This is a genomic window from Roseburia sp. 1XD42-34 (assembly GCF_009917385.1).
GTDB lineage: Bacteria > Bacillota > Bacilli > Bacillales > Amphibacillaceae > Virgibacillus.
Map to the genome: position 1 here is coordinate 49,298 of NZ_QWLJ01000008.1, position 19,198 is coordinate 68,495.

Below are 19,198 nucleotides of genomic sequence, written 5' to 3' on the forward strand. Positions count from 1 at the left end.
GAAACCGTCATAGTCCACATGTACTAACCTTGAAATAATAAAAAACTGTCCTAAGCTTAGTCATAGGACAGTTTTTTATGGTCTAGTAAATCACAAAATTTTGCAGCTATGTATAAACTTACTAAGTTATTTAGCCACATCCAGCTCCAGCTCTCAGCAACTAGGCGACAAGATGCACACATACGATTTTCTATGGAACTGGATGAAGTTCTCCAACAGGGGAGCCACCAACATGCTTGTAAGGTTCGCCATGATCTCGCTGTGAATCTACTAATGTAATTATCTAGTCGTTGTTATTTGCGAATATTTATATTTACGTTGTAAGTGAAGCAGACGAACTAATAATGCAATTGCACCGCAGGATAAACCGGTAATAATTCCGACCCAATATCCAAACGGCTCCAATGCGGTGAAATTAGCTAACAACCAACCAACTGGCAGTCCGATCACCCAATAGGAGATTAAGGCCATCATTAACGTAACATGTACGTCTTTATATCCTCGGAGAGCTCCTTGGATGGGTGCGCCGAACGCATCAGCTAGCTGAAAGAAACAGGCGTAGATTAGAAACTGTTTCGTCAAATCAATAACGTCCGGATTAGAATTATAAAGCAACGCGACCCAATCTCTCGTAAAATAAATAACCAAACCCGCAAACAATGCAATAAAAATGCCCCCGCTAATTCCAATATACCCGTACGCACGCGCGTGATCATAGCGTTTTGCGCCAACTTCAAAGCCGATGGCGATCGTTAATGCCATACCGACGCTAAGCGGGATCATATATAAAAGAGAAGCAAAGTTCATTGCTGCTTGGTGTGCAGCAATCGTATACGTACTATATACACTCATGAAAAGTGTAACAGCTGAAAAAATACTCGTCTCAAAAAACATAGCTGCACCAATCGGAACGCCAATTTTCAATTGCTCCCACCATTCTTGGAAGGAAGGTCTGATCCAATGAGAAAGAATCGAAAATTTACGAAATGGGCGTAGTTGATAAATGACAATAAGAGCAATCAGACAGACGAGCCAGTAAGTTATCGAAGTCGCAATTCCTGCGCCGATGCCACCATAAGCGGGCAAGCCAAACTTACCAAAAATAAACATATAGTTAAAAGTAACATTTAATGGTAAAGACAGCAAAATAATAAACATGGATATGCGTGTTTGACCCAGTGCATCGATGAAACTCCGTAACGTATTAAAAATAAATAACGGAACGATACCTGTACTAAGTGCTACTAAATAAAATTTTGCTGTATGTTCGACGTCACTTTCCAGATTCATTATATGCAAGACAGGGTCAAGAAGTAAGGCTCCGAACACAAAGACTAGAACAGCTAGTGCTATGGAAAGGTACAAAGCCTGCTTCACTTTTTTAGTAATTTGCGCTTCAGACTTTGCTCCCATTAATTGAGCGATGATCGGAGTAATAGCTAATAAAATGCCATTTATCCCTGTGAAAATAGGAACCCATAAGCTTGAGCCGATTGCCACTCCAGCTAGATCTGCAGCACTGGCACGTCCTGACATCATCGTATCGAAAATATTCATTAAATACATACTCACTTGTGTAATTAGAATAGGAATTAAAATAAACGCAAACAGCTTTAATTTTTCGCTTAAACTTGTTGTCATATACATACGAATTCTCTTCCTTTTTCACGTGATTTTTATTAGGATAGAGGAGGACGTTTAAAAAATTTAAAAGACACATGGGAGGATATGTTAGTTTTTATTTAGAGATAAGAAAGTATAAAAATTTTGGCATTGGGATAACGATATAACGGAATAGCCACGTCCGGCTCCATCGCTCAGCAACTAGGCAACTTCACGAATCGCCCTACGATAAGTCATCATCGGTTCGTGGTTAAGAGGAAGGCCGACTAAAAACGGGCTTGCCGCCCGATGTCGGCATAATCCTGTTGCAGGAGCATGATTCCTAAAACTTTAGTTGCTTCGTTCCAGTCGCTACGTTGCTAATCGGGCGCTCTGCGCCTTTGTTCTTTCACCAGTTGTCATTCTGCACTTTCATCTCGCATATAAGGTGCTGTAAGACTTCCGCTTCAAGATTTGTAGTCGGTATAAGAAAAACTTGGCTTGTCGCCAAGTCTTATGGCGAAAGCCTTTGTTTTTCTTATACTATAAACCAAAAAAATCTTATACTTTCCTGTAGTGTAAAAAAGCCTAAGTGGGAGAAAATGGCACCTCATTTCTTGATTCTCTCGGGAAGTGAAGATATTGATTAAAAGTGTTTTCTTTGTTCAAGAGAAAGCACTTCGGAAGCGATACCTCACATGCAGAAAAAGTGCTTTCTTATTTAAACGGCAAGGAAATCTACGTTAGCGGTGCATCGCACGTAGAAAAAATGTTTTCTCTTTTATCAAGGACACAGGTCTTTAGCTTTTGTACTACATTAATCAGTAGAAGATGGAGGAAACTCCCATTGCAAGTAGTTTTCACTTTACTCTTTTTTGTACACATATAAGAGTCATTATAACGCTTTATGAGACAGTTGGAAAGGAAGGACATTAGCTTTATGACACAAAAACGTATTTTATTTACAGGCGGCGGTACCGCTGGGCATGTGATTGTTAATTTAGCATTAATTCCATATTATCAGGAACAGGGATGGGAAATTGATTATATCGGTTCGAAAACGGGCATCGAACGTAAACTGATTGAAAAATTGCAAGGTGTAACTTACTATCCCATTTCTACTGGGAAATTACGTCGCTATGCTTCTATCGAAAATATAAAGGATCCTTTTAAAGTGTTAAAAGGCACACTGCAAGCAGTGAATATCATTAGAAAGCGCAAACCAAAGCTTATTTTCTCAAAAGGAGGCTTTGTGTCTGTACCTGTTCTGTTAGCATCGAAGTTGACCGCTGTGCCAGCAGTGATTCACGAATCCGATTATACACCAGGTTTAGCCAATAAAATTGCGATGCCTTTTGCTAAAAAAGTGCTAGCAACTTTTCCAGAGACGATGAATTATCTTCCAGAAAAAAAATCCGAATATGTTGGCGCTGTGATTCGAGATGAGCTTTTTCAGGGGAATAAGGAGCGTGGTCTTGCCATATCCGGTTTAGATAAGCAAAAGCCTGTTCTGCTTATTATGGGAGGGAGTGGAGGATCACAAAAAATTAACGAAACAGTTCGCCAAAGTTTGCCAGAATTACTTTCTAATTTTCAAGTTATTCATATTTGTGGAGAAGGGAAAGTAGATAGCACTGTGAATCAACAGGGATATGTCCAATTTGAATATGTCCATGATGACTTGAAGGATATATTTGCTGCTAGTGACTTTATTCTTTCACGGGCAGGGGCGAATGCGATATTTGAATTTTTAGCTTTACGAAAACCGATGTTACTTATCCCATTATCACGACAAGCGAGTCGTGGAGATCAAATTGTCAATGCTAGATCTTTTGCAAAAAAGCGCTATGCTCGTGTGCTGGAGGAAGAAGCTTTAACAGTAGACACCTTGGTAAAAGAGCTTGAACAATTACGAGAACAAGCTCCGATTATGGTCGATACCATGAGAGAATATCGTACGGAGGAAGCTCGAGAACGTGTCATAGCTATTTTGGAAGAGCTTTCTAAATGAATAATAACATGAAGAAAGCGGCTGCTATTCAATGAGGCAGTCGCTTTCTTCACGTAAATATTCGATTATTTTTGTTGGTTCATGCGCTTTTTAAATGGCCACCAATTGTGCTTACCAAACAAACGAACCATGACTGGAATAAGCAGCGGAAGTACAATAAATGCATATAAGAATAAACCTGTTAAAACAACTGTAGCAACTTGTATTAATGAAAGGACTCCAGAAGGAAGCATTGCTCCAAATGTTCCACCAAGGATAATGGCTGCTGATATAACGACCGTCCCCATATTTTTCATTGAATGAATCAAAGCTTCTTTAATTTGGATTTCTTTATATTCATTAAAACGATCCATTAAGAAAATACTATAGTCAATTCCAAGAGCCATTAGCATAACAAAGGAAAAGAAAGGAATTGCCCATGTTAAACCATTATATTCAAATATTTGAGTGAAAATGAGCTCTGCAAATCCCATAGAAGTAAAATAGGTTAGTATGAGTGAGCCCAGTAAATAGATTGGCATAATGGCAGAGCGGAGCAAAAAGATTAGCATGATAAATAATCCACTTAACATAATGGTAACCGTACGGGAATAATCCTCATTGGAAACATTTTGCAAATCATTATTCAAACTACTAACTCCGCCAATATGGACCTTACTATCAGCAAAAATGGTATTGTTGCCAGCCCGATCGGCAGCTTCTTCGATCTGATCTACCATATGGATGGCTTCTGTAGAATACGGATTTTGATCAATTAACACATCAAATTTAACAAGTGTGGAGCACAATTTTAACGGATTGCACCATAATCAACGATATTCACATGAATGTTATAGTCAACTTCAATATCTGGATAAAGCTTATGCCATTCCTCTTTCTTTAGTTTTCCATCTGGTGTGTGGATTCGATACATCTGACCATAGCCAAAAGGGTCTGCTTCCATTTCTTGTGTCTTTTGGAGCAATTGTTCATACTCCTTTTTTATCTGGTCAGCAATTTCCCTTTCTAAAGCTTTAATCACCTCATCATTGTCCAACGCTAATTCATTGGACAATTCTAAGATATTCATTTGTATTTTAATATCAGTTTCAAATTGAAGTGTTTCCTGTTTAGTCAAACGGGTTTCAGATTTCCCTTTGATTATTTTTCCGCTCACATATAGGTGGTTTTTGTCACTTCCAGACAAGTCTTCTTGCAAATAATTTTGTAAAGATGGCTCTATAGGAATACCAATATTAAGCGGAGTGGATTTAATATTTTTTAAAATAAGGTTAATATATAAACCTTCTTTCAATGATAAGGTTCCCGCATAAACATCATTTTGTAATAACGCAATTTTGGTTAGACTGGGAAGATCGTCCCCATCCAAACTTATTAATGGTAGTACGGGATCTCTTCCGGCTTCAAAATACGCATGGGTAAAATCATTAAATTCAATTTTGGGGACACTGTCATTTTCAATTTTTTGTTTAATAAGCCCATTTATAAACAAGCCCACATTTATGCTAGTCTCATTTTGCCCCTTGGTCAGTACTTCTTTTGCAGTTTTGTCCGTAATTGCGAGCATAACGCGATCGGAAGTCCTAGCATCGCGAGCTAACGTATTTAAATATTGCATTATTCCTGTTTGAGCGGTTTCTATTCCGTAAAGTTCTAGTCGAATTTGTCCAGGAGTTAAAGTGAAGCTGGTTTTCTCGTTAGCATTTTGCCTCGCTTCTTTGATTGTTTTCCCTGTCCCGGAGGAAATTTTAGAAATATCTTTCGTTTGTGTGTCAAATTGGAAGATAACAAGGGTCGTGTCAATTAATTGTTCCCCTTTTTGTTGAATAAGATCAACACCTCTTGCATTAATAATGGCTATTTGTTCAATCGGCTTTGTTTCTACACAAGCAGCTAAAACAAGAGCAGATAATAAAAGTAAGAGAAGTATGCGTTTATACATGGGCATTCACCTCTTGTTCTTGTTTCTGTTAAAAAGAAGTTTTTTAATAACAATCATAAGTAGCAATAGAAACGGATAAACGTATACAATCCAAAATCCATATCTAGCTATAAGGTTTATAATTGCCTGAATGATATAGTGCTCTTTCGTAAAGATACTGGCGATAATAACAACTATAGCTAGGGCGTATAATGATTTTTTTTGCGGGATATGATAAAGTCGCTTTAATCCATAGGTAATTGCCCAGCTAAATAAAATCATATTTGGTAAGGAAACCATCATCCATTCTGCAATAACGATATAATCGAAACGCTCCACGAATGAAAAGGATTGAATTTTATATAGTCCTAATACCGACCATTCACGGGAATCTATCCCTTCTGGAGTAAAATACCCCAAGACTACAACCGTAGCAATTAGTACGGTAATACAAGAAAAGAAGATACCAAGGTATAATGGGAACGTTGCTTTTTGCTTGTTTTGTATGAAGGGGTAAAGGATAAATAACAGTTCGATCCCAGTAAATGTATAGGACGTTTCTTTTGCCCCTTGAAGTAATTCCGTGATGGATGACTGAAACATTGGTTGAAAGTGTATCCAATCTATCTCTAAAATAGGTTGAATTAATAGGAATATAAGCCAGTGGGACATAATGAAAAATAGGAAACATATGCCAATAATGACTCGTATTCCTCCTAACACGCCATAAACGACAAGGCTAATTAATAGGATAGCCATAATAACATTATTTAAATCAGGAAAAATAAAGATGGTTACAACTTCAATATAGGTAGTTAAAATCGTAAATAGATTTAAGGCAAAATAAGCAATATAGATGGTTCCTAGTAATTTGCCGATGTGATTTCCGAATAAATCAACTTGAATACCAAAAATATCGGCATTTTGATATTGCTTTAAAATCAAAAGCATTACTAGTAAAAGCAGACAAAGATAGGCAAATGCTATGATTACTGATAGCCATGCATCTCTCTTTGCTGCTTCATAAATAAGGCGTGGCACTCCCATAATTCCGACGCCAATTTGAATAGTTACCACGAAAAAAAATAAATAAAAAGAACGTATTTGTAGATTCGCCTTTACAGGCACATTTACCTTCATACTTATCCCTACTCATCAATGTCTTTTTTCCGCTTTGCTTTATTTTTGTTAAAACGGTATATATCTTTTAAACGGAAAGATGTAAATCGCTTGCTTTGCATATGGTAAGGAAGACGGTATAAGGATTTATTTAAATCCTCCCAATTAAACGGATAAATGGGTGACAAATAGGGTCGTCCTAAAGAAGTTAATTTCAGCAGGTGAATAACTAAAAAGCAAGCGCCAAACATAATCCCAATAATTCCTAATGACCCTGCTAAAAGGATCATAGGGAAGCGAAGAACGCGTATCGTAGTGCCCATTAGATAGCTTGGAGCAGTAAAGGAGGCGAGAGCGCTTAAGGTAATGAAAATAATTAATATGTTACTTGTTAGCCCTGCTTGGACTGCTGCAGTACCAACCACAACACCTCCAACGATACCCATCGTTTGCCCCACTTTAGTTGGTAATCGAGCACCAGCTTCCCGTAAAAGCTCAATCAGTAATTCCAAAAATATTGCTTCAAATATAGGTGGAAATGGGACGTTAGCTCTGGATTGACCAAGTGATATAAGTAATGGAGTCGGAATTACCTCATAATGATAAGTGACGATAGCTACATAAAAAGGTGTTAATAAAACCGATATAATCATCGCTAAAAAACGAAGAATTCGGAAGAAAGAGCCGATATTCCACCGCATATATAAATCTTCTGTCGATTCAAAAAAGCTAAATAAGGTAACCGGCGCGATAATACCAGTTGGACTATTATCGACTAGAACGCCGATTCTTCCCTTGGAGATAGAATAAGTAAAACGATCGGGAAGCTCTGTTTCATAAAACTGGGGGAAAATACTTGGCGAGTGATCTTCAATTAATTGTATTAATACAGAGCTATCTTCTATTTCATCCACATCTAATTCTTTTAAGCGTTGCCGCATGGTATGGATGTCATCCTGATTAGCAATAGTTTTTAAATAGGTTAATCGCACTTCTTTAGGCGCTCTCTTGCCGATAGTGATTTTTTCTAGGACAAGATCACTAGATAAAATACTATTTCTAATTAAATTCATATTCGTTGTGAGCGACTCAGTGAAAGCTATTTGTGGACCTAGCACGACAGATTCAGTCTCTGCTTTGGATAAATTTCTTTTCTCTTCCTTTAGCATGGGAAAAGCAATTGCTTTTGCGTTGTTCTCTATATAAATCATTACGTTTCCCTTCAACATTCCCTTTAATATGCCATCTAAGCGGTTTTCTGCTTTGCCAGAACTTAAGGGGATATGGTACAGGAGAAAGTCAGATGTTAATATTTGTTTGTTATTGAGAACTGGCTTCAAAAGAGAGGATTCCAGTTTATTCGTATCAATTAAATAAGGAATATAGAATACAGCAAATCGTTGATCTTGCTGATGATATATGGAATAACTGAAATCTGTTTCGTTATGGATATGTTTCTTTAAGCGCTCCTGTAACGCTTCAAGCTTTGCAGGGAAAATAGGCGCTTGTTGTTTTCTCTTATTCATTCTTCTCATAGCAACCTCCAAAACACGATTGTCATTCATCATACATAACAAGTTCACAAAAATAAGAAGGAATCTTGCTTTGTTTTAAGGTCCGCAGGATTCCTAGGCGAAGAAATATAAGTGGGAGAGTCCCGTATTTAAAGGCCTTTGGGTCATCCCTTTGCGGTACTAAAACCAGTGAGAGATGACAGAAAATCTCCTGATTAACGTTTCATTTTATTCATTAGTATTTGTCATTCGTACATTTTTATCCATTGTGAAAGAGGAGGTTCTTCCATTTAGGTATAATTAAATGAAGCTAACTATTTAGAAAAGGAGCAGTGGAAAAGCACTACTAAAAGAGAATATCGTTTAGGAAAAAAACAAATATGAAAAAGTATATTGACTTTACATTTTTATGCCTTTATAATTAGTTAAAACTGGAAGGGGGGTCACAACGATGCAAAAACTATCAATCCAACAACAAAACAACATATTTATTTATTTGTGGCCTCAAGCGGAAGCTTTTTAAAATGAACTTGGAAATTTATTTATTATGAAAGGTCACATATATCTGTGACCTTTTTATGTGTAAAAGTGTATTTGTACGCTTCCTGAAAGAAAAATGCGCATTCGTCAGAGATGAATGCGCATTTTTTTTGTGTGTGAATTGATATAAAGTGAAACTGCAATAAGTGGTGTTTTCATTCATCACCCACTGATTGCTAGAGGTACGAATCGGGCATTTAGGTGTTGTTATCTCCCGATTAAACTTGTTGCAGTTTATCCAACTCCTGAAGTGGGAGTCTCACAGCACTTTTGCAGGATAAATTTCTTGCTTTAAGAAAAATTCACTTGTTCTAAATGGCAAATGAAGCTAGAAGTCACTTAGTGGTTGCAACTGATAATTCCTATAATAAAAAATTAGAATTATCCAATCATTTAAAAAGTTTATGGAAAAATTTCGTTTGAGGTAAGGAACTGCTATAAAACGCAATGCCACGATACAACATTTAAGAAGGAAAAGAGGTATTCTATGTTTCGAGTTTTTAATAAATTGAATTGGTTTTTTACGTATTATTGGAAACGCTATGTTTTAGCTATTGTATCGCTAATTGTCGCAAGCGCTATTGGACTAATCCCACCTAAAATAGCAGGCTATACGATTGATCATATCCAATTCGAAACATTAACAGCGCAATTGTTGACAGCAATTATTGTTGGTTATGCGCTATTAATTATTATCCATTATTCGATTTCGTTTCTATGGGATTACACGTTGTTTAGTGGGGCTGTCATATTAGAAAAGTGGATGCGCAGTAAGCTGATGCAGCACTTTCTGGAGATGACCCCAACATTTTTTAGTAAATATCGTACGGGAGATTTGATGGCTCGCAGTACAAATGATTTAAAGGCAATTAGTTTAACAGCTGGCTTTGGTGTGCTAACGCTTGTAGATTCGAGTATTTTTATGTTGATGATTATTGCCATGATGGGTTTTACTATTAGCTGGAAATTAACATTTGCTGCACTTATTCCATTGCCGGTAATGGCAATGGTTATGAATAAATACGGGGCAGCTATTCATGAGCGATTTTCAAAAGCACAAGCAGCATTTGGAGAGATGAATAATGAAGTGCTAGAATCGATTAAAGGTGTTCGCGTTATTCGAGCATTTGTTCAAGAAAAGCAAGATGCAAAGCGATTTCTACAGCGAACAACAGATGTATATGATAAAAATATTGCTGTCGCAAAAATTGATGCCTTATTTGAGCCAACAATGAAAATTTTAGTTGGATTATCTTATACGATTGGACTCGGATATGGTGCATTTCTCGTTTTTGAAAATGTCCTGACGCTAGGTGATTTAGTTACGTTTAACGTCTATTTAGGAATGCTGATCTGGCCTATGTTTGCAGTAGGAGAGTTAATTAATGTATTACAACGTGGAAATGCGTCGTTGGATCGTGTAAACCATATATTAAACTATGAGGCCGATGTAACAGATCAAAATCCCTCTGGAGATGTGAAAACGATAGAGTTTGTCACATTTAACAATGTATCATTCTCCTACCCAAACACAGATAAAAACCAATTACATCAAGTATCTTTTCAATTAAAACAAGGGGAAACGCTTGGAGTGGTAGGAAAAACAGGAGCAGGGAAAACTACATTATTTAAATTACTATTACGACAATATTCTAAATTCAAAGGAGAAATAAACATATCTGGAGTGGATATAAATAATCTTTCTTTAGACAGAATCCGTTCCTGGATTGGCTATGTTCCACAGGACCAAATGATGTTCTCCAAAACCATTCGAGAAAATATTCAGTTTGGCAAGGAGGATGCAAGCGATGAAGAAATTTTTCGCGTTATGGAGCTAGCCCATTTCTTAGACGATATGAAACAACTCCCAAATGGGTTGGATACACAAGTAGGAGAAAGCGGGGTAACTTTATCAGGCGGACAGAAACAAAGGGTAGCCTTAGCACGAGCGTTTATTAAAAACGCTGAGCTGCTCATTTTAGATGATTCTTTATCGGCAGTAGACGGGAAAACAGAAGCGAAAATTCTAGAGCATTTGCGTAAAGAAAGGCAAGCTAAAACGACCATAATTGCAGCCCATCGCTTATCTGCAGTAACACATGCAGATCATATTATTGTACTTTCCGACGGTGAAATTGCCGAACGAGGAACACATGACCAATTAATGCAGCAACAAGGCTGGTATTACAACCAATATGTACAACAACAACTTCAGGATATGGAGGTGACGCCATAATGTCTACAGAAAAACGTCTGGTTGCATATGCTTTTCCATTTAAAAAACAAATTTTGATTGGTTTATTATGCTTAATCATCGCCGTAGCACTTGAGCTTGCAGGTCCACTCATTGCCAAAAAGGTGATTGATGAACATGTTTTAGGTATAGAGGGGACTTGGAATCAAGTTACGGAACGGGATGACCGTTATACCGTGACGTATCAAAATAAAAATTATAAACGCTCGGATCGGATCAAGAGCAATGATGAGGTTATCGGTGAAACAATTACGATTTTAGCGGTAGGTTCAAGCTATTATATGATAAATGACAAAGTGCCACTTAAAGGGGAAAGAGAGATTCAAGACGGGATGCTTACTGTAAAATCTGCTCAAGAACAATGGCAATTTACCGCTGATAAACTGTCATTATCAGAAATTTATCCGTTCTTTAAACCGGAGCAAATGCCTATTCTTTATTTACTTGGGTTATATGTAGGTTTACTAATAATTGCTGGTTTCTTTCAGTTTTATCAGACTTTTTTGCTACAAAAAGCGTCTAATCAAATTGTCAAAAAAATGCGTAATGATCTATTTGCTCATACACAGCGTATTCCGATTAATTATTTCGTAGATCAGCCTGCTGGTAAAATTGTTGCTAGAATTACTAATGATACAGAAGCCATTCGTGATTTATACGAACGAGTGCTATCCATTATTGTTACGAGTGTTATTTATATGGCTGGTATATTTATTGCTCTATTTATATTGGATGCACAGCTTGCATTGTGGTGTTTGCTATTAATTCCACTCATTTGGGGTTGGATGAAATTGTATAAGCACTTTGGTACAAAGTACAATCAAGTCATTCGCTCAACCATAAGTGAGATTAACGGTAATATTAACGAAGCAATACAAGGAATGCCTATTATCCAAGCATTTCAAAGAGAAAAAAAGACAAAACAAGACTTTGAAACGTTGAACCATCGTCATTTTATCTATCAGCGAAAGCTAGTAAAATTAAGCGCCTTAACGTCTTATAACTTGGTAACTGTATTTCGAAATATCGCGTTTGTTGGCTTCATCTGGTATTTCGGTTCAGCCTCCTTGGAGCCGACAAGTGCTATATCGATTGGATTGCTATATGCATTTACCGACTATTTAACCCGGTTATTTGAACCTGTAACAGATATTGTTAACCAACTGCCTTTAATTGAGCAAGCACGTGTGGCAGGGAGCCGTGTATTTACCTTGTTGGACCATAAAGGGGAAGATGTGGTCGACGAAAAAATAGCACGCTATCGAGGGCATATTCAATTTGATCGTGTATCATTTGCTTATAATAAGGGAGACGATGTGCTGCGAAATGTATCCTTTGAAGTAAGACCGGGAGAAACGGCAGCATTTGTAGGTCATACAGGTTCCGGAAAAAGTTCCATTATGAATGTGTTATTCCGTTTTTACGATCCGCAACAAGGAACGATAACGATTGATGGCTACTCCACTAGGGAGTGGTCACGCCAGCAAACCCGGAGTCATATGGGGATTGTGCTGCAAGATCCATTTTTATTTTCAGGAACCATTTTATCCAATGTAACGATGAACGATCCTAACATTTCTATTGACAAAGCAAAACAAGCGTTAAAAGCTGTTGGAGCTGATTCGTTCATTGAGAAATTACCAAATCAATATAATGAAGAGGTTGGCGAAGGCGGAACAAGTTTTTCTTTAGGAGAGCGTCAGTTGATTTCTTTTGCGCGAGCGCTTGCTTTTGATCCAGCAATTCTGATTTTAGATGAAGCAACTGCAAATATTGACACAGAGACAGAAACGATTATTCAAAAAGCATTAGAGGTTCTAAAAAAAGGGCGGACAACGTTAGTTATTGCACATAGATTATCGACTATTCAGCATGCGGATACCATTTTTGTATTGGATCATGGTACGATAAAAGAGAGAGGAAATCATAACGATTTAATGCAAGCAAAAGGAATTTATTACCAAATGTATCAAATGCAACAAAGAAGCAAGTCTGCTGTGTAGCATTCAAACATTCAGTTATACGGGGTGGCTTATGGATAATGAAAAGCAACAAAAGCAGGACGTTATAGATGAAGATTTATATGAAGAAATAGAGGAAGAAGAACTTTATGCACTCGTACAGTTGGAAAAGGAAAAAGCATTAGCAAGAGAAAAGCAAAAAAAGGAGAATAAACGGGCAAAACATCCATTTCCTAACTGGATGTTTTGGCTGATCGCCTTTATTCTTTTATTTCAAGTGATCGCTCTGATTCCTCGAACGTTTTCTATTCCAGCCATTGATTTCTTATTTACGTCGGCTAAACTATCGTTGCAAGATGATATACAAGCTTATAAACGGTCGGTGGTAACGGTTGAAACAACGGACTCAAAAGGAACAGGTTTTTCCATTTCTTCCGATGGCCTGATTTTAACCAATCACCATGTTGTGGAAGGAGAAGAAAACGTTACTGTCGCTTTTGCGGACAATGGTTTATTTGAAGCGGAAGTAAAAGAAGTATATCCCTCCGTCGATTTAGCTGTTTTGCAAACAAATGCCAAAAATGTACCGTTTCTGGAATTAGCAGATGAGGCTGTTATTGAACAAGATCAACCAATCCGCTTTATTGGGAACCCATTAAATTTTAATGGCATTGCTAATGAAGGAGCAATCATTGGCTATACATTACTTACTTCTTGGGAGGAAGAAGTCGTCATGATAAAAGCTCCTGTATATCGAGGGAATAGCGGTAGTCCAGTATTGAATGAAGCCGGTCAAGTAATTGGAATTATCTTTGCAACTCTGGATCATAAAGAGCATGGGAGAGTAGGTTTATTTTATCCAATCGATTATTACTATAAGTATACAACAAGCAGTGGACGATGAAATATTTCTAGTCACTGCTTGTCGTTTCTTTTGGCTACCTTTTTAGAAAGTAAAAAATGAGGTGCTTGTGGATAACGAAATAACCGACTAGTCACGTCCAGTTCCATCGCCCAGCAAATAGGCAACAAGCCAAGTTTTCTAATCTCATAAAAGAAGTCAAAAATAGTTGCGCTTCCATCCCGTTTAGGTAATTATCCTTTTCCGCTCTCCCCCTTTTTTGTAATAAAGATGGTTGAAGACTTGTATTCTCGTGATTTACGAAGGTCATCATTTGAAGCTTTAACAAATGAATATGCTAATAAAAACATAATAAAAATAAGTGGGAAACCACCAATGATACTTGCAGTTTGCAATGTCTCTAAATCACCAATAAACATTAATACAAGTGGTAGTAAGCATAGCATAAATGCCCAAAATAAACGATTCCAGCGTAATGGTTCACCAGTTACCTGTTTTTGAACGACAGACGCTAATATATAGGATGAGGAGTCGAATGTGGTTGCTAAGAATAGAATGGCTAAAATAGAGAAAGCACCAATTACAATATTGGACATCGGTAGTTGATGGAGAATTTCAATAATAGCTGCTGAAGCACCATATTCATTCATAAAGCTAATCACATCAAGGGAACCGGTTAACTGAAGATACAGCCCAAAATTACCGAGAATTCCAAAGAATAATACACAACCAAATGTACCATAAATCATTGTCCCTAAAACCATTTCTTTAATTGTACGACCTCTAGAAATACGCGCAACAAATAGCCCAACAAACGGTGCATATACGACCCACCATGCCCAATAGAACACAGTCCATGACTCAGGGAAACCCGTTTCAGTAAAGCCGCCAAAATCTCTGAACGGTTCGAGCCAGGTAGCCATCCGGAAAAAGTTGTCTGCCAGTATTCCAATACTGTTAAACGTTGCTTCACTAATAAATAATGTGGGACCGAATATAAAAACAAACGCCATAAAGGTGATGGTCAACCAAATACTGATATCACTAAGGACTTTAATTCCGCGTCGAAGTCCAGAATATGCGCTAATGGCAAAAATAACCGTACATAAAAGCATGATTCCTGTTTTCAATCCTAATGTCACCGGAATACCTGTTAAGTCATGAACTCCTTCAGCAATCATAGGCGTGCCTAATGCTAAAGTTGTACCTGCTCCGCCCATAAGACCAAACATAAATAAAATATCAATAATATTGCCCAATGGGCCATCAACCAGTTTTCCTAAAACAGGACGAACTGCTTCACTTATTTTCAATACTGGCTTCTTTCGGACATAGTAAAAATAAGCAATTGGTAGAGCTGGTAGTGTGTATATGGCCCAAGCAATTGGACCCCAGTGGAAAATACCGTAAGATGTTGCCCATTCAACCGCTTCATTTGATTCAGGAGTGGCTCCAAAAGGGGGACCTTCATAGTAGTAAGCCCATTCAATCATTCCCCAGTAAAGAATACTTGAACCAATACCAGCTGCAAATAACATCGCAGCCCACGAAAACGTATTAAATTCTTTCTTGTCCTCTCTATTTCCTAATTTAATACGTCCGTTTTTACTAAATGCTACGAAAATTAAAAATAGGAAACAACTAAGACCAAGTAATAAATAAAGAATTCCAAAATTGCTTGTTATAAAGGTATTGGCTACACCGATAACTTCAGCTCCAGCCTCTGGAAAAAATATAAGCGGAAGAGAAACGCTTAATAAAATGAGCAATGCCCCTAAAAATGTGGGCCAATCAATAAGCTTAAATCGCATTCAAAATCAAACACCCTTCCAGTAAAATAAAATGTTGCCGATTTTTAAGGACTCTATTAGCGTAGCAAAACTGATATAAACAAACAAATGGCGAAATCATTCATAAAATAAATATTTTAAATGATTTACAAGATTTACGGAATGGATGGTTACATTTTCTTAGTTATGCTCGCTTTTGCTACTAAATATAGACCGAACAGAAGAGCTAAAAAAAAAGTAGTGAATATTTTCGTTAGTACCATAAAGGAAATTCGTAAGTCGAAAGTCGCGGGTATATTTTACCCGAAGACATTACGTTGGTTTTATTACATAATAGAAATAAGATAGTCATGTTTATTTAAATAAATTGTAACGATTTTGTGATAGCCAGTAGACAATCTATACGTTACTATATAGTGGCTTTGATTTTTAGTAAATTTTTGTGGAAACAGCAAAAATTGTCGTAAATTGTTTCTAACTTATTTTGAGTTAAAGACAGGCGTTTGATAATTTATATACAAAGATGGTGAACACATCGTGAAAGTTATAAATGTTTTATATGATAATAAAGTACGAGTAAAAGTAGATCCTAATACACCCAAAAATAGATATCAAATAACGAAAATTATAATGACCAGGGGAGGTTCTTATTCATGTTGAGGCATTTGGAAAACGACCTTCCCCTAGAAGAATTGATTGCATTAGCTCAAAAGGGCGATCAATCGGTTCAGAATTATTTACTTAAAACATACCAGCCTTTTATTGCTAAATGTGTGTCGGAAGTCTGTAAGCGATACATAGACACAACAAAAGACGATGAATTTAGCATTGGACTTTCGGCTTTCAATGAGGCTATTATTTCGTATAATCGAGAAAGGGGGAGTTCTTTTTTAGCTTTCGCTAAACTAGTTATAAAAAGAAAAGTGATTGATTATATTAGGTATACACGAAAAAGCCCTGCAGCAATATCATTGGATGAAACGTACGACATTGAATTGATGGAAAACCCAACCGAAATTATTGCTGCAAAGCAACAGTATCAGTTAGCACAGGACTCATGGTACCGAAAGCAAGAGATTCTTGATTTTAAAGAGAAATTAAAAGAATATAAACTGAGTTTAGCTGAATTGACGGAAGTTGCGCCGAAACATCGAGATGCACGCGAAACAGCAATTCGCACGGCCATAACGTTGTATGAAGATGAGCAACTAAGGGGTTATGTTTTAGCTAAACGTAAGCTGCCAATTAAACAACTAGTTAAAAAAGTGGAGATCAGTAAAAAGACGATAGAGAGAAACAGAAAATATATTTTAGCTATTTTTATTGTGCTTAAAGAGGATTATTTGTACCTCAAGGATTATTTAAAGGTGGTGAGGCAGTGAATAAAGGGATCATCATGGAACAGCGCCGCAAGTATATGGTTGTATTGACAAAAGACGGCGCTTTTTATAAGGCTATGCCAATAAAAGGCGTAGATATAGGCATGGAGGTTATTTTTGAACCGTTTTCAAAACGAAAAAAATCTATGTTATTGCATCGAAAAAAGGATTACAGTAGTTTTTTAAGTTTTTTTGCTTTTATGAGTATGATTTTATTTTTTGTCCTTCCATTTTGCTTTATTACTAAGAATGATAAAGTCTATGCATATGTTGGCATTCATTTGAACCATAGTATTGAGTTTGAATTAAACCAAGATTTAAATGTGCAAACTATTCGAACAACAACCCATGAAGCAGAACAGTTGACGAAACAATTGGTGAATTATAAAGATCAACATTTGGCAGATGTAATTCGACGAATTATGGAAAAAACAGAAGAAACTGGATTTACAAATAAACAAAAACATATGATTGTTGGAATTAGCTCATTACAAGAGGGAGATGCAAATCTTATTACGTCTATTAGGCAAGAGCTTTATCCTCAACCATCCGATTGGGAAATAACTACTGTTTATGTCCCGAATGAAATTAGAAATTTAGCACAGGCAAAAGAGATATCGATGGATGAGTTGATGGCAAAGACAATGGAAGAAAAACCTAGACTCTATAATTCCTCAAACATGGAAATGGACATGGATGACAAGGATAAGGCACTTATACAATCTTTTTATAATTCTAAAATCAATCATCCACCAAGCGTTTCAGATGATAGAGGAAATAAGCAAAGTCAATCCACCTTTTTGGAATGAAAAAGTATATCAACAAAAAAAGCGAAGACAATAAGCAAATACTATGTAAGCAAAAGCCGAACAATCCATTTATAATTGTTCGGCTTATTTGCATAAAAAATCTCTCATCGCTATGTCAAAATGCTTCGCTTTCCGCGAGGTGCGTCTCAGCTTCTACGGAAAACAAAAAACGCTTTTCTGCGGGATCTTCAGCTCGCGCTATTCCCACAAGGGTCTACATATTTTGACTACGCTAAAACTTGCGTTTATATAATTGGTGATTGATCGTTTTTTTAATCTGCTGTTTTAGTTAAGTGCCAGCCGTTTATATCTTCATAATTGTCGAAGGTTCGTACTTCATGGCATGGTCCAAATAGTAAAGCAGATTATCATGCGATTCCATGATTTTTTGCTCATCAGGTGAATAATGAAAAGCATGCAAGAACAATTGTATTTTCTTGGACAGGATATCATCGTTTGTTCGAACCATGAGCACGAGCAAGTCATCCCAGTATCCCCAAAGCGTATAGTAAAGTGCTTTATCATAGTCAGGTATATCCATATTTGCCCTCCTTAAACATGTAAGGGTTACTTATAGCATTCCCGTATTATATATATATTGTCTGAAACAAAAATGGTGTATTTGCCATAAAAAGGTGCTGTCGCTACGTATAATCCTATTTGTTTGCTTCATACTAAAGGCAAAACCAAAGGAGGTATAACATACATGAAAATCAAATTATTTTCTTTCATTGCTATTCTTGGGTTGGTATTAGCTGGATGCATGAATAACGATGACAATAATAACGGAAACAAAAATGCTGACGATAATGTAGAACAAACGAGATATAATAATAACACTGGAGAGGGAATGACAGGCGATCGTAATTACGATATGACAAGATCGGCTGAACGAGACCAAGATAATAACAATAATGCCAATCGTTATGAGGTCTCTAAAGAAGCTTCTGAAAGAATCACCAGAGAAATTGATGAGATTGATACCGCATATGTATTAACAATGGATAACAATGCATATGTTGCTGCTGGTTTAGATACGAATGATACCAATGTAGAAAACAAAAACACTGGGAATAACACAGCGAATAATACAAATAATGTGGATAAAGGAAATGAACTGACAGATGATGTAAAGTCAAGAATAAAGCAAATTGTACAATCTGTTGATGCTGATATTGACAACGTTTATGTATCTACAAATCCAGACTTTCTAAACTTAACCCAAAATTACGCCAATGATGTGGAAAATGGTAAACCTGTTAAAGGATTTTTTGACCAGTTTGGAAATATGATAGAACGATTATTTCCACAAAATCGTTAATACCAATACGAGTAAATCTCTAGAACATCTACTGAGATTTACTCGTTTTTTAATTAAATCATTTTTTAGAAGTGAAGCTGTGGCTTTACCACGTATATAAGGAGTTGAAGAGCCG

The 19,198-nt window shown here is 36.7% G+C and carries 14 protein-coding genes; 7 read left to right on the forward strand and 7 right to left on the reverse strand.

What is annotated here, in order from left to right; translation table 11 throughout:
* Positions 1-279: 279 nt before the first annotated feature.
* On the reverse strand, positions 280-1,647 hold the full coding sequence (locus D1839_RS06335; protein WP_120378720.1) for an MATE family efflux transporter: 1,368 nt from the start codon (positions 1,645-1,647) through the stop codon (positions 280-282).
* Between the two features lie 895 nt (positions 1,648-2,542).
* Between D1839_RS06335 and D1839_RS06340 the strand changes: the two genes are divergently transcribed.
* Positions 2,543-3,613: an undecaprenyldiphospho-muramoylpentapeptide beta-N-acetylglucosaminyltransferase gene (locus tag D1839_RS06340; RefSeq protein ID WP_120378721.1), complete on the forward strand. Its 1,071-nt coding sequence runs from the start codon at positions 2,543-2,545 to the stop codon at positions 3,611-3,613.
* Between the two features lie 65 nt (positions 3,614-3,678).
* On the opposite strand, the gene D1839_RS06345 is transcribed toward D1839_RS06340, so the two are convergent.
* Genes D1839_RS06345 through D1839_RS06360 form a run of 4 tightly spaced genes read right to left on the reverse strand, consistent with a single transcriptional unit; the run spans position 3,679 to position 8,188 of the window.
* Positions 3,679-4,374 (reverse strand): MMPL family transporter, encoded by a 696-nt coding sequence (locus tag D1839_RS06345; RefSeq protein ID WP_207667407.1) that lies wholly within the window; start codon positions 4,372-4,374, stop codon positions 3,679-3,681.
* Between the two features lie 29 nt (positions 4,375-4,403).
* Positions 4,404-5,555: a Ger(x)C family spore germination protein gene (locus D1839_RS06350; protein ID WP_158589599.1), complete on the reverse strand. Its 1,152-nt coding sequence runs from the start codon at positions 5,553-5,555 to the stop codon at positions 4,404-4,406.
* Between the two features lie 6 nt (positions 5,556-5,561).
* A complete protein-coding gene (locus D1839_RS06355; RefSeq protein WP_120378724.1) occupies positions 5,562-6,674 on the reverse strand; it encodes a GerAB/ArcD/ProY family transporter in 1,113 nt (370 codons plus the stop codon).
* An 8-nt stretch (positions 6,675-6,682) separates the two neighbouring features.
* Positions 6,683-8,188 carry a spore germination protein gene (locus tag D1839_RS06360; RefSeq protein WP_120378725.1) on the reverse strand — a complete coding sequence of 502 codons (1,506 nt, stop codon included), beginning with the start codon at positions 8,186-8,188 and terminating at the stop codon, positions 6,683-6,685.
* Between the two features lie 1,006 nt (positions 8,189-9,194).
* On the opposite strand from D1839_RS06360, the gene D1839_RS06365 reads away from it, so the two are divergent.
* Genes D1839_RS06365 through D1839_RS06375 form a run of 3 tightly spaced genes read left to right on the forward strand, consistent with a single transcriptional unit; the run spans position 9,195 to position 13,826 of the window.
* Positions 9,195-10,943, forward strand: coding sequence for an ABC transporter ATP-binding protein (locus D1839_RS06365; RefSeq protein ID WP_120378726.1), 1,749 nt, complete (start codon positions 9,195-9,197; stop codon positions 10,941-10,943).
* The gene (locus D1839_RS06370) at positions 10,943-12,964 is read left to right on the forward strand and encodes an ABC transporter ATP-binding protein (protein ID WP_120378727.1); all 2,022 of its coding nucleotides are present in this window, start codon (positions 10,943-10,945) and stop codon (positions 12,962-12,964) included. The genes D1839_RS06365 and D1839_RS06370 overlap by 1 nt, the downstream gene beginning before the upstream one ends.
* A 31-nt stretch (positions 12,965-12,995) precedes the next feature.
* Complete coding sequence (locus D1839_RS06375) at positions 12,996-13,826, forward strand: S1C family serine protease (protein WP_120378728.1); 831 nt, start codon at positions 12,996-12,998, stop codon at positions 13,824-13,826.
* 191 nt (positions 13,827-14,017) lie between these two features.
* On the opposite strand, the gene D1839_RS06380 is transcribed toward D1839_RS06375, so the two are convergent.
* A complete protein-coding gene (locus D1839_RS06380) occupies positions 14,018-15,595 on the reverse strand; it encodes a BCCT family transporter (protein ID WP_120378729.1) in 1,578 nt (525 codons plus the stop codon).
* Between the two features lie 632 nt (positions 15,596-16,227).
* Between D1839_RS06380 and sigI the strand changes: the two genes are divergently transcribed.
* Complete coding sequence (sigI, locus tag D1839_RS06385) at positions 16,228-16,956, forward strand: RNA polymerase sigma-I factor (protein ID WP_120378730.1); 729 nt, start codon at positions 16,228-16,230, stop codon at positions 16,954-16,956.
* Positions 16,953-17,762: an anti-sigma factor domain-containing protein gene (locus D1839_RS06390; RefSeq protein ID WP_120378731.1), complete on the forward strand. Its 810-nt coding sequence runs from the start codon at positions 16,953-16,955 to the stop codon at positions 17,760-17,762. The genes sigI and D1839_RS06390 overlap by 4 nt, the downstream gene beginning before the upstream one ends.
* A 304-nt stretch (positions 17,763-18,066) precedes the next feature.
* On the opposite strand, the gene D1839_RS06395 is transcribed toward D1839_RS06390, so the two are convergent.
* Positions 18,067-18,303, reverse strand: coding sequence for a YhdB family protein (locus D1839_RS06395; protein WP_120378732.1), 237 nt, complete (start codon positions 18,301-18,303; stop codon positions 18,067-18,069).
* Between the two features lie 165 nt (positions 18,304-18,468).
* Between D1839_RS06395 and D1839_RS06400 the strand changes: the two genes are divergently transcribed.
* Complete coding sequence (locus tag D1839_RS06400) at positions 18,469-19,083, forward strand: YhcN/YlaJ family sporulation lipoprotein (RefSeq protein ID WP_120378733.1); 615 nt, start codon at positions 18,469-18,471, stop codon at positions 19,081-19,083.
* Positions 19,084-19,198 lie beyond the last annotated feature (115 nt).

Coding starts and splice junctions, on each gene's coding strand:
- sigI (WP_120378730.1), top strand. CDS start 16,228: ATGTTGAGGCATTTGGAAAACGACCTTCCCCTAGAAGAATTGATTGCA.
- D1839_RS06375 (WP_120378728.1), top strand. CDS start 12,996: ATGGATAATGAAAAGCAACAAAAGCAGGACGTTATAGATGAAGATTTA.
- D1839_RS06395 (WP_120378732.1), bottom strand. CDS start 18,303: ATGGATATACCTGACTATGATAAAGCACTTTACTATACGCTTTGGGGA.
- D1839_RS06335 (WP_120378720.1), bottom strand. CDS start 1,647: ATGTATATGACAACAAGTTTAAGCGAAAAATTAAAGCTGTTTGCGTTT.
- D1839_RS06340 (WP_120378721.1), top strand. CDS start 2,543: ATGACACAAAAACGTATTTTATTTACAGGCGGCGGTACCGCTGGGCAT.
- D1839_RS06355 (WP_120378724.1), bottom strand. CDS start 6,674: ATGAAGGTAAATGTGCCTGTAAAGGCGAATCTACAAATACGTTCTTTT.
- D1839_RS06400 (WP_120378733.1), top strand. CDS start 18,469: ATGAAAATCAAATTATTTTCTTTCATTGCTATTCTTGGGTTGGTATTA.
- D1839_RS06360 (WP_120378725.1), bottom strand. CDS start 8,188: ATGAGAAGAATGAATAAGAGAAAACAACAAGCGCCTATTTTCCCTGCA.
- D1839_RS06370 (WP_120378727.1), top strand. CDS start 10,943: ATGTCTACAGAAAAACGTCTGGTTGCATATGCTTTTCCATTTAAAAAA.
- D1839_RS06350 (WP_158589599.1), bottom strand. CDS start 5,555: ATGTATAAACGCATACTTCTCTTACTTTTATTATCTGCTCTTGTTTTA.
- D1839_RS06380 (WP_120378729.1), bottom strand. CDS start 15,595: ATGCGATTTAAGCTTATTGATTGGCCCACATTTTTAGGGGCATTGCTC.
- D1839_RS06365 (WP_120378726.1), top strand. CDS start 9,195: ATGTTTCGAGTTTTTAATAAATTGAATTGGTTTTTTACGTATTATTGG.